This window comes from Acinetobacter lactucae, assembly GCF_013344765.1.
Taxonomy (GTDB): domain Bacteria; phylum Pseudomonadota; class Gammaproteobacteria; order Pseudomonadales; family Moraxellaceae; genus Acinetobacter; species Acinetobacter lactucae_A.
The window spans coordinates 1-11839 of record NZ_JABVBF010000108.1 but is presented as its reverse complement, the minus strand read 5'-3'; the positions used below and the strand labels follow the sequence as shown (position 1 = coordinate 11839).

Annotated in this window: 13 protein-coding genes; all 13 read left to right on the top strand. The window is 42.3% G+C overall.

Going from position 1 to position 11839, the window contains the following annotated elements; all coding sequences use genetic code 11:
* The first annotated feature begins 102 nt into the window (after window positions 1–102).
* On the top strand, window positions 103–1041 hold the full coding sequence (paaA, locus tag HUN22_RS11615) for a 1,2-phenylacetyl-CoA epoxidase subunit PaaA (protein ID WP_174729404.1): 939 nt from the start codon (window positions 103–105) through the stop codon (window positions 1039–1041).
* Between the two features lie 32 nt (window positions 1042–1073).
* Entirely contained in the window at window positions 1074–1364 is a 291-nt protein-coding gene (gene paaB, locus HUN22_RS11610) for a 1,2-phenylacetyl-CoA epoxidase subunit PaaB (protein ID WP_000389648.1), read from the top strand.
* 12 nt (window positions 1365–1376) lie between these two features.
* Complete coding sequence (gene paaC / locus HUN22_RS11605) at window positions 1377–2132, top strand: 1,2-phenylacetyl-CoA epoxidase subunit PaaC (protein ID WP_174729400.1); 756 nt, start codon at window positions 1377–1379, stop codon at window positions 2130–2132.
* Between the two features lie 16 nt (window positions 2133–2148).
* Window positions 2149–2649 (top strand): 1,2-phenylacetyl-CoA epoxidase subunit PaaD, encoded by a 501-nt coding sequence (paaD, locus tag HUN22_RS11600; protein WP_005047944.1) that lies wholly within the window; start codon window positions 2149–2151, stop codon window positions 2647–2649.
* Window positions 2650–2672: 23 nt separating this feature from the next.
* Complete coding sequence (gene paaE / locus HUN22_RS11595) at window positions 2673–3734, top strand: 1,2-phenylacetyl-CoA epoxidase subunit PaaE (protein WP_016141438.1); 1062 nt, start codon at window positions 2673–2675, stop codon at window positions 3732–3734.
* A gap of 8 nt (window positions 3735–3742) precedes the next feature.
* On the top strand, window positions 3743–4516 hold the full coding sequence (locus tag HUN22_RS11590; RefSeq protein ID WP_174729397.1) for an enoyl-CoA hydratase-related protein: 774 nt from the start codon (window positions 3743–3745) through the stop codon (window positions 4514–4516).
* Window positions 4516–5307, top strand: a complete 792-nt coding sequence (gene paaG, locus HUN22_RS11585) for a 2-(1,2-epoxy-1,2-dihydrophenyl)acetyl-CoA isomerase PaaG (protein ID WP_174729394.1) — start codon at window positions 4516–4518, stop codon at window positions 5305–5307. The genes HUN22_RS11590 and paaG overlap by 1 nt, the downstream gene beginning before the upstream one ends.
* Window positions 5308–5309: 2 nt before the next feature.
* Complete coding sequence (locus HUN22_RS11580) at window positions 5310–6848, top strand: 3-hydroxyacyl-CoA dehydrogenase (protein ID WP_174729391.1); 1539 nt, start codon at window positions 5310–5312, stop codon at window positions 6846–6848.
* A gap of 12 nt (window positions 6849–6860) precedes the next feature.
* Entirely contained in the window at window positions 6861–8069 is a 1209-nt protein-coding gene (gene pcaF, locus HUN22_RS11575; RefSeq protein WP_174729388.1) for a 3-oxoadipyl-CoA thiolase, read from the top strand.
* A 40-nt stretch (window positions 8070–8109) separates the two neighbouring features.
* On the top strand, window positions 8110–9399 hold the full coding sequence (paaK, locus tag HUN22_RS11570; protein WP_000377856.1) for a phenylacetate--CoA ligase PaaK: 1290 nt from the start codon (window positions 8110–8112) through the stop codon (window positions 9397–9399).
* A gap of 53 nt (window positions 9400–9452) precedes the next feature.
* Window positions 9453–10418, top strand: a complete 966-nt coding sequence (paaX, locus tag HUN22_RS11565) for a phenylacetic acid degradation operon negative regulatory protein PaaX (protein ID WP_000062822.1) — start codon at window positions 9453–9455, stop codon at window positions 10416–10418.
* The gene (locus HUN22_RS11560) at window positions 10405–11010 is read left to right on the top strand and encodes a DapH/DapD/GlmU-related protein (RefSeq protein WP_174729385.1); all 606 of its coding nucleotides are present in this window, start codon (window positions 10405–10407) and stop codon (window positions 11008–11010) included. Before paaX ends, HUN22_RS11560 begins: the two co-directional genes overlap by 14 nt.
* A 74-nt stretch (window positions 11011–11084) precedes the next feature.
* Window positions 11085–11468, top strand: a complete 384-nt coding sequence (locus HUN22_RS11555; RefSeq protein WP_005135427.1) for a PaaI family thioesterase — start codon at window positions 11085–11087, stop codon at window positions 11466–11468.
* Window positions 11469–11839: the final 371 nt, after the last annotated feature.

Below are 11839 nucleotides of genomic sequence, written 5' to 3'. Positions count from 1 at the left end.
AAATTATTGGTTGTATTTAATTTGATACTAAAAAAGTGATTGACTTTGTTTTTAGTGTATCGAAAAATAGATTTAAGGGTGATACCTACAGGGAATGAAAGAATGGAAAACAACTACCAGAAATTTGAACAAAATATTGCCAATGACATTACGATCGAGGCTAAGGATCAAATGCCTGATGCCTATCGCAAAACATTGATTCGTCAAATCGGGCAACATGGCCATTCTGAAATTGTAGGTATGTTGCCTGAAGGGAACTGGATTACTCGTGCGCCAACTTTAAAACGTAAAGCAGTTTTATTGGCGAAGGTACAAGATGAAGCGGGTCATGGTTTGTATTTGTACAGCGCAGCAGAAACCTTAGGTGCTGACCGTGATGACATGATGGAAAAATTAATTGATGGGAAAATGAAATACTCATCAATCTTTAACTACCCAACTTTGACTTGGGCAGATGTTGCTGCAATTGGCTGGCTTGTCGATGGGGCAGCCATTGTGAACCAAGTTGCGCTTTGCCGTACCTCTTACGGACCATATGCACGTGCAATGGTACGTATCTGTAAAGAAGAAAGTTTCCACCAACGTCAAGGTTTTGAAGCCATGATGGCTTTGGCAAGTGGTACACCAGAACAAAAACGGATGGCACAAGATGCAGTAAATCGCTACTGGTGGCCAGCACTGATGATGTTTGGCCCAAGTGATGAGCATTCTCCAAACAGCGCACAAAGCATGGTGTGGAAAATCAAACGTTTTAGTAACGATGAATTACGTCAGAAGTTCGTTGATAACACTGTGCCACAAGTGTTGCAGCTTGGCTTAGAAGTGCCGGACCCAGATTTAAAGTTCAATGAAGAAGCAGGCCACTATGAGTTTGGCGAGATTGACTGGCACGAATTTAATGAAGTGATTGCCGGACGTGGACCATGTAATCACGAGCGTATCGAAGCACGCCGTAAGGCATGGGAAAACGGCAAATGGGTTCGTGATGCAGCAGTGGTCTACGCGAAAAAACAGCAGCTTGAAGCGAACAAAGTGGCTTAACAAGATTTATGGAAAAATTTGAGGAAATCAAAATGGAAGATAAAAACAACTGGTCGCTCTACGAAGTATTTGTACGTAGTAAACAAGGCTTAAGCCACCGTCATGTAGGCAGCTTAAGAGCACCTGATGATGAAATCGCACTGCAACATGCGCGTGATGTTTACACGCGCCGTAACGAAGGAATTAGCATTTGGGTGGTTCGTTCTGAACTGATTAAATCTTCACAGCCAGATGAAAAAGCTGAATTTTTCGATCCTTCTCTAGACAAGGTTTATCGTCATCCGACTTTTTACCATATCCCAGATGGCATTGAGCACATGTAAGGGAGATGACACATGAATCATTCAGTTTTATCTAAATTCTTATTACATATTGGCGACAGTCAACTGGTTTTATCGCAGCGTTTGGCTGAGTGGTGCGGGCATGCACCTGAGCTTGAAATTGATATTGCTTTAGCAAACATCGGTTTGGACTTGTTGGGTCAAGCAAGAAACTTTCTGACTTTGGCTGGTCAATATGATGAAGCTCAACGTGATGAAGACCAATTTGCGTATTTCCGTACTGAGCGTGAGTTTTTAAACCTATTGTTGTGTGAACAACCCAATGGTGATTTTGCGCAAACGATTGTACGTCAGTGGTTGATGGATCATTACCATCTTCATTTATTTACGGCTTTAACGCAAAGCTCACTTCCTGAAGTAAGCGCGCTTGCCGTGAAATCTTTAAAAGAAGTGAAGTATCACATTCGTTTTTCGACAAGCTGGATGGAGCGTTTAAGTTTAAGCACAGATGAAGCCCATCAACGTGTGCAAGATGGATTAAATAATTTATGGCGTTTTACCGCTGAGTTATTTGAACTTAATGCAGACGAACAAGCATTAGTTGCACAAGGCGTGATTCCGGATTTTTCAAATGAAAAAGAACAATGGAACCAAACCATTGCAGATGAGCTTAAGCGCTTTGAATTAACAGTTGCTGTTAATGGGGCTTATCGCCGCGGTGCGAAACAAGGATTGCATACTGAGCATTTAGGTTATTTGTTGGCTGAAATGCAAAGTATCCAAAGAACTTATCCGGGAATGACCTGGTAAGACAAGGAGGTGAGCCATGCACATGATTCGTCATTGCATCGACCAATGTTGGGATGTTCTACAAACGGTAAGTGACCCTGAAATTCCGGTTTTATCTGTTGTGGATTTAGGCATGATTCGGGGCGTAGACATTAATGATCAACAAGAAATTGTAGTTCGTCTAACGCCAACATATAGCGGTTGCCCAGCAACAGATATGTTGAAAGCGCAAATTGTTGAGGCATTTACCGCAGAAGCGTTGACCCCAGTCAAAGTGATGGTCGATTTATCAGAAGCATGGACCACGGACTGGATGTCTGAGGCGGGTAAAAAGAAACTACAAGTTTATGGCATTGCGCCACCTGAAGGGTTGGCGCATCAGTGTGGGACCCATGTTCATTTGATTGATGGTATCGAGTGCCCACGTTGTAAAAGCCGACATACCCGACTGTTAACAGAGTTTAGTTCTACCGCCTGTAAAGCACTTTATAAATGTCAGGACTGTCTTGAGCCTTTTGATTACTTCAAATGTATTTAAGTCTTTAGATAAGGAAATCAGCCATGAGCCAATTTGTACCATTAAAAGTAAAAAGTATTACACCGCAAACCGACCAGGCAATTTGTATTGCATTTGACGTTGTACCTGAACAACAAGAACAATTTCAATTTCAACCGGGGCAACATTTAACCATTCGCCATTTAACTGAAGCGGGTGAAATCCGCCGTTGTTATTCAATTTGTAGCTATGCGGGCAAAGAAGACATCAGTATTGCGGTTAAAAAAATTGATCAGGGTCAATTTTCAAACTGGGCCAATGACCATTTAAAAGTGGGTGATGTGCTTGAAGTGATGCCACCACAAGGTGTGTTTTTTCAAAAAGCAGCCAAGATCGGCGGACAAAACTATTTAGGCGTTGCTGCGGGTAGTGGTATTACCCCAATTTTATCGATTGTTAAGCAAGTTTTATTTGAGCAACCTGAAGCTAAATTTACATTGCTCTATGGCAATCGCTCATGGAAACAAACCATGTTTGCCGAGCAAATTATGGATTTGAAAGATCAGTTTAAAGAACGTTTTCAGCTCATCAATATCTTTTCTCGTGAGTTCAATGATAGTGAACTCATGAATGGCCGTATTGATGAAGAAAAGCTAAAACAACTTTTTGATTTTGATGTGCTTGAAACGAGTTTTGATCATGTGTTCGCCTGTGGTCCAGACGAAATGATGAATGCTGTAGAAAGCACCTTGCCGAACTTTGGTATTGCAAAAGAGCGAATTCACACCGAGCGCTTCCATACGGGACAAGCGCGTAAACGTAGTGTTGAAGCGGATGCAAACCGCAAAGAAGAAAAGGTCAATATTATTTTAGATGGCCGTGAGCTGATCGTTTCTGTGGCTCAAGATGATGAAAGTATTCTTGATGCGGCTTTACGCGCAGGTGCTGACTTACCGTATGCCTGTAAAGGTGGGGTGTGTGCGACCTGTCGTTGTAAGGTGCTTTCTGGCGAAGTCGACATGTTCCTTAACTATAGTCTTGAAGAAGATGAAGTTGAAAAGGGCTATGTGCTGAGCTGTCAGACCTTACCAAAAGGCTCAAATGTTCGCTTGAGTTTTGATGAATAGAGGCTGTCATGCAAGAGTTGATCAAAGCCAGCACAGCAACTGACGGTGTTTTGTTATTAACCCTAAACCGTCCAGAAAAAAGAAATGCTTTAAACAATGCAACATTGCAGTGTTTGTGTGAGTTGCTCGAAGAAGCTGAACATAATGCTCAAGTCAAAGCGGTGGTTTTAACGGGTAACGTTCAGTGTTTTGCGGCTGGAGCAGATCTTAGTGAGTTGGCTGCAATGGATGCCGTGTCTTTGCAACTCGATATTCGCCCGAAGCTTTGGCAGAAAATTGATGCGTTTAGTAAGCCACTCATTAGTGCAGTCAATGGTTATGCCTTAGGCGCTGGGTTTGAGTTGGTTTTGCATTCAGATATGGTGGTTTGCGGTGAAAATGCCCGTTTTGCTTTACCTGAAATTACTTTGGGTATGTTGCCGGGTGCAGGTGGAACACAACGTTTAGCACGCTTGGTTGGGCAACAACTCACCATGCGCTGGGCCATGACAGGTGAGATGATTTCGGTAAAACAAGCCGAGCAACATGGCATTTGCAGTCAAGTGGTTCCGACCGAATTAACCGTTGAATATGCGGTTCAACTTGCAGCCAAAATTGCCAAACAAGCGCCTTTAGCGATTCGCGTGATTAAACAATCAATTAAAAGTATTCATGAAACAACATTAAGTCAGGGACTCAAGTTTGAACGTCAAAACTTTGTCTGGCTGGCGGCTACAAAAGATCGAAACGAAGGGATTAATGCTTTCTTTGAGAAAAGAAAGCCAGTGTTTAGAGGTGAGTGATGGACTATCAAAATATTATTGCTGAAGAAAAAAATGGTGTTGGCTACCTGACATTTAACCGCCCAAAAGCACTGAATAGCTTTAACGTCGATATGCACCGTGAAGTAGCCGAGGTTTTAAACCTGTGGACCAAAAATCCGGATGTTCGCTGTGTTGTGATTAGTGGCGAAGGCCGTGGCTTTTGTGCAGGGCAAGATTTAGGTGATCGTGTAGTAGACCCAAATGCTGAAGCTCCAGATTTAGGATATTCCATTGAAACTTACTATAACCCGCTCATTAAAACGATTGTAAATATGCCAAAGCCTGTGATTTGCGCGGTAAATGGTGTGGCAGCAGGTGCAGGGGCAAATATTGCACTGGCATGTGACTTGGTGATTGCAGCTAAATCGGCAAACTTTGTACAAGCCTTTTGCCGCTTAGGTTTGGTTCCAGACTCGGCGGGTACATGGTTTTTACCACGTGCTGTAGGCCATGCGCGTGCGATGGGCTTAACTTTGTTAGGTGACAAGCTACCGGCAGAAACCGCAAAAGAATGGGGCATGATTTGGGATGTTGTAGAAGACGCCGAGCTAAAAACAAAGGTGACTGAACTGGCAGAACGTTTAGCGAAACAACCTACGTTTGGTTTATCTCTCATTAAAAAAGCCATTCATCAATCAAGCAACAACACCTTTGATGAGCAAATGGTGTTAGAGCGTGATTTACAACGTATTGCGGGTCGTTCCGAAGATTATCGTGAAGGAGTACAAGCCTTTATGAATAAACGTGAACCAAATTTTAAAGGGCGCTAAGCATGACAGATTTAGAATTATCTCGTGCCCGAATTGCTGTCATTGGGTCTGGCACCATGGGCATCGGCATTGCTCAGTTAGCCATCGTCAATGGACACTCGACCATTTTATATGATCTGGACGCTCAAAAAGCGCAACAAGCAGTTGAGGGCTTGGGGCAGACGTTTAAAAAGCTGGTTGAAAAGAGCAAGCTCACACAGCAGCAAGCGGATGAAGCCTTAGCGCGTTTAACTGTGGTGAATCAAGTTGATGCACTGCGTGATGCCGACTTGGTCATTGAAGCGGTCGTTGAGAAAAAAGAAGTTAAACAATCTTTATTTAAACAACTCGCTGAAATTTGTAGTGCGCAAACTATTTTTGCAAGTAATACATCTTCAATTTCAGTGACTGCAATTTCGGCTGGCATTGCTCACCCAGAGCGCGTGGTGGGTTTACACTTTTTTAACCCTGCGCCAGTGATGAAACTGGTTGAAATTGTGCAGGGCTTAAAAACACCAAACAGCTTATGTTTGGCTTTAAAAAACTTAATGCTCGGCTGGAAAAAAATTCCAGTATTAACCAAGTCGACCCCCGGTTTTATTGTGAACCGAATTGCACGTCCGTTTTATGCAGAAGGCTTTAGAGCACTGCAAGAACAAGTTACCAGCTACGACCAGCTAGACTATGCCTTAAAGCAATGTGGCGGTTTTGCGATGGGGCCTTGTGAACTTACCGACCTCATTGGACAAGATGTTAACTTTTCGGTAACCCAAAGCGTTTACCAAGAGTTTTTTTACGAGCCACGCTACCGTCCAAGCCTGATTCAAAAAGAATTGGTTGATGCGGGCGCTTGGGGCCGTAAGTCAAAACAGGGCTTTTATAGCTACAACGAAAAAAATCAGTACGAGACATTTCAGCCTCAAGCAGTAGTTGCTAAGCCAATTGATGCTCGTATTCAGCTCAAAGGTGCTTGGTCTCAGCTACCTGCTTTTTTAACTCGTTTAGGTTTAAAAAGCGGAGCTGCGAGCGACGACAATATCCTTCAAATTGATGATATCGACTTACGTTTAAGCCAAGGTGAGTCAGCCAATATTCATTACTTAAGCCGTAAAGTAGTTTTAATGGATTGGCATCATGATTTTGAACAGGCAGAGGCTTTAGTACTCAGCCACAACGAACTTTGTGAAGCAAGTGATCTGGCTAAAGTTGAGGCTTACTTTGCACAGTTTGGTATCAGCGTGATGTGGATTAAAGACCATCCGGCACTGTTAACCTTACGCACCATCGCTTTACTCATTAATGAAGCCTGCGAAGCAAGTTTACATGGTGTTGCGAGTCTGGAAGATATTGATAATGCCATGAAATATGGAGTGAATTATCCTAAAGGCCCTTACCAGTGGTTGACACAAATGGGCGGTGCTTATGTGCTCCAAACCTTAAATAACTTATATGCACTGTATGGAGAGGAAAAATATCGCGCGAGTATCTACCTCAAGCAATATGTAGCAAAAACTCAAAACATTGCTACCCAATATTCACGTGATATGACCGAATTTGCATAATCAGGAGTCAACATGGAAGACGTTTTAATTTGCGATTTTATTCGTACCCCAATTGGACGATATGCAGGTGCCCTAAGTGCTGTACGTGCAGATGATTTAGCTGCATTGCCCATCAAATATTTAAAAGATAAACACCCGAACCTACCGTGGAATACGGTAGACGAAGTGTTTTTGGGATGTGCCAACCAAGCAGGTGAAGACAACCGTAACGTTGCACGTATGGCAACACTCTTGGCAGGCTTACCTGATACAGTGCCAGCCATGACCGTCAATCGCTTATGTGCTTCGGGTTTAGATGCAGTAGGCCTTGCGGCACGCTCAATTAAAGCAGGTGAAGCGCAGTTTGTGTTGGCAGGTGGTGTTGAGTCGATGAGCCGTGCGCCATTTGTACAAGCTAAACCAACAGAAGCGTTTAGCCGTACACCTGAAATTTATGACACCACTATTGGCTGGCGCTTTGTAAATAAGCAACTTAAAGCACAATACGGCACCGACAGCATGCCTGAAACTGCCGAAAATGTAGCTGAAAAATATCAGATTAGTCGTGAAGACCAAGATGCGTTTGCATTGCGTAGTCAGCAAAAAACCGCTGCGGCACAACAAAATGGTTTCTTTAACGATGAGATTTTGCCTGTCGAGATTGTAGACCGTAAGAAAAACGTGGTTGTGGTGAACCGCGATGAACATCCGCGTGAAACGACACTTGAAGCACTCGCTAAGTTAAAAGCGCCATTTAAAAAAGAAGGCGGTTCGGTGACTGCCGGGAATGCCTCTGGTGTAAATGACGGCGCTGCATGTGTGTTAATTACCAACCGTAAATTTGCAAATACACATGGTTTAAAACCTTTAGCACGTGTGATAGGCATTGCAAGTGCAGGAGTTGAACCCAAATATATGGGTATAGGTCCTGTTCCGGCTGTACAGAAAATTTTAAAGCAAACAGGTTTAACGCTAGATCAGATGGATGTGATTGAGCTGAATGAAGCATTCGCAGCCCAATCTTTGGCTTGTATGCGTGAACTTGGTTTAAAAGATGACGATGAACGCGTTAACCCAAATGGTGGTGCGATTGCGTTAGGACATCCGCTCGGTATGAGTGGTACACGTTTAGTCATTACCGCAACACGTGAGCTAAAAAAACGCGGTGGACGCTATGCACTTTGCACGATGTGTGTAGGTGTTGGACAAGGCGTCGCACTGATTTTGGAAAACTTAAATTAATTCAGACGGTTTTTAAAATTACATAATGAGGAGAGAGGCGATGGACAGCCTTACAATGGATAATGTTGAGCAATTAACACTTGCAGAGCTTAGAGAACTGCAAACTAAACGGTTAAAGCAAACCCTGACTTTTGTATATGAAAATAGTCCGGTCTATAAGAAAAAGTTCGATGAAGCGGGTGTACATCCTGATGACTTCGTGACTTTAGACGATCTGGCAAAGTTTCCATTTACCACCAAACAGGATTTAAGAGACAACTATCCTTTTGGAATGTTTGCCGTACCGCAAGAGCAAATTGTGCGTTTACATGCATCATCAGGTACAACGGGTAAACCGACCGTGGTGGGTTATACCCAAAAAGATATTAATACGTGGTCGGACATTGTTGCGCGTTGCTTACGCATGGCAGGTTTAACCGCGAAAGATATGGTTCAGGTGGCTTATGGCTATGGACTATTTACAGGTGGTTTAGGTGCACATTATGGCGCCGAGCGCTTAGGTGCAACGGTTATTCCAATGTCTGGCGGCCAAACTGAAAAACAAGTTCAGCTCATTCAAGACTTTAAACCGACTGCAATTATGGTTACGCCATCATATTGCGTGAGTATTATTGAAAAGTTAGAACAGCAATTTGGTACTGCACGTAATACGTCTTTAAAAGTCGGTATTTTTGGTGCCGAGCCGTGGACCAACGAACTGCGCCGTGAAATCGAAGAACGCCTCAATATTAAAGCACTCGATATTTATGGTTTGTCTGAGGTGATGGGGCCGGGCGTTGCGATGCAGTGCTTAGGTGAGGGCGAAGGGCTAACCATTTGGGAAGATCATTTCTATCCGGAAATTATTAACCCTGAAACAGGAGAAGTCTGTAAAGATGGCGAACTTGGCGAATTAGTCTTTACCACCATTACCAAAGAAGGTTTACCGATTATTCGTTACCGTACTCGTGATTTGACCCGCTTACTACCGGGTGAAAATCTGGCAATGCGTAAGATGGATAAAATTGTGGGCCGTAGTGACGATATGCTGATTATTCGCGGCGTGAACGTTTTCCCGACCCAAATTGAAGAGCAAATTTTGCAAGTTCCGCATTTAGTTCCAAATTATGAAATTTTGGTGACTAAAAAAGGACATATGGATACTTTGCATATTCGTACAGAGATGTGTCATAACTGTACTATACAGGCCAATCAACTTGCTCAGGAGTTGATGAAACGCATTAAAACCATGATTGGGATTAGCGTTACTGTAGAAGTTGTGACGGAAGCGACCTTACCTCGTTCGGAAGGTAAGGCAAAGCGGGTAATCGATATGCGTCAGATTGCTTAACATCAAGATCATTCAGGGTATAGAATCTATACCCTGAAACTAAACGCCAAGACATGAGTATGAGTGCAAAAATACAGCAAATAATTGATTCTGTTGTAAAGAATGAAACCTTAAGTGGAACTTCGCTTATTTCGACAATTTTTGGAGATTCAGTACTTCATCGGGGTGGAAACATTAGTCTTGCGAGCCTGATTCAATTATTAGAGCTGTTTGGTTTTAATGACCGCGCCGTAAGAACCTCAGTTTTTCGTTTAGTTAAAAATGATTGGTTATGTTCAGACAAAATTGGCAGAACCAGTTTTTATCGAATTACCGATTCGAGCCGTTCGACCTATTTACAAGCTGAGCAACGTATTTATAACGACCAGATGAAAGAGTGGGATCATTATTGGGATCTTATTCTGATGTCTAGCCTCGACACTGAAAATAAAGCGTTGTTAAAAAAAGAACTCGAATGGTTAGGGTTTGCTAATATTTCGACAAATTTAATGGCCTATCCGGGGTGTAACCGTATTGAACTGCAACGCTTGTTGGTTGACTTAAATATGAGTGAGCAAGTGGTGGTGTTTAAAGCCGAAACCTTGCAGCTCTTTAATAATTCGGTCGATACCATTGGTCGTATGCTCAGAACCAACTGGCCCATAGATGAATTGCGCCAAAGATATCTACAGTTTCTCGATATTTTTAGAGAAATTGGCGTGTTGCTGATGCAGGAAAACGAACAACTCGAACCGGTTCAGGCCTTTCAGATTCGAACTTTGCTGATTCATTATTATCGACGAATTTTGTTGAAAGACCCAGCACTACCGCTTGAATTGTTGCCAACTGACTGGCCTGCGATTAGTGCACGAACGTTATCAATGAATATTTATAAAAAAGTATTTGAACCTGCCGATGAATACTTCTTGTCTGTTGCCGCAACAGCAGAAGGACCAATGCCAAATGCCACAGCACATTATTGGCGCCGTTTCGGAGGTTTGGTTGCGACAAATGAGAGGTTAAATCATGCCTTGTTATAGTATTGACGGTGTTATTCCAGTCGTTAGCCCAGACGCTTTTGTACACCCAACCGCAGTTTTAATTGGTGATGTGATTATTGAAGCGGGTGTATATGTGGGGCCATTTGCCTCGTTGCGTGCCGATTTTGGTCGTATTCATATTAAGCAAAATGCCAATATACAAGATAGCTGCACCGTACATGGTTTTCCGCAAAGCGTGACTTTAGTTGAGGAAATGGGGCACATTGGGCATGGCGCAATTTTGCATGGCTGCCGCATTGGAAAAAATGTTTTGGTCGGCATGAACAGCGTAATTTTGGACTATGCCGAAATTGGTGAAAACACCATTATTGGTGCAAATAGTTTAGTCAAAACCAAAGATATTATTCCGGCAAATGTATTGGCAATGGGTAGTCCTGCCAAGGTGGCACGTGATTTATCAGAACAAGAAAAAAAGTGGAAAACCAGAGGCACGCAAGAATACATTGAGCTTGCACAGAGATGCTTAAACTCAATGCAAGAAGTTCAGCCTTTAAGCTCAGAGCTAGATGATCGCCTGACCTATAAGGACTTTAGTTCTTCAAACTATCAGATTAAACAAGATAGTGTTTAACAGCTTTTAATCAGTCGATTTCAATAATGGATTCATAACATTTAGGGAATACTCGCACGAGTAGGGAGACGTTTGTGCAAAAAATGGAAAATACTGCGGTTGATCAATTCGCAGAGCTATTGGGTGTACAAGTGCTGCATCGCAGTTTTGATGAAGCGCGTTGTCAGCTTAATGTGAAAGACGAACACATGAATGCATTGGGCGGCGTGCATGGTGGTGTCATATTTTCTTTAGCCGATATCGCTTTTGCGATGGCTTGTAATGCAGGGGATGCGCCATATACTGGCCTACAGGCGGATATTCGCTATATGAGCGGTGCGAAAGATAAGGTGTTATTTGCAACGGCAACCAAGGTTGGAAGTAGTAAAAAATTTGCGCATTATGAAGTTGTGATAACAGATGGTTTGAATAATAGAGTCGCTTTATTTACATCTACGTGTTATAGGCTTGCGCCGTGATATATGGTTTTAAGCAGAGTGGTTGGGCTTATTTACGCACACTTTCACTTATTAGTTCCGTTTCGACAAAACTAATTCCTGACTTTCATTGTAAAAAGTTAAGGTATAGCTTTTTAAGGTTTTCCCATTCGAACTTATATAAAATTTTCCTGATACTGGAACTTTCCATACTGATCCAACATTGTTTATTAAATCTAATGCCACATGTCAGACTATATCCAACTCGAAAAAATTATCATAATACAAATTTTTTAATTTTTTGTATAAGTAGTATGAAGAGTTAATTTGATTATAAAACTGAAATGATAGGATTGAATAAAGAGTTATAAACAAAATAGCATTAATAATTAAATCTTAAATATATCTTTAAT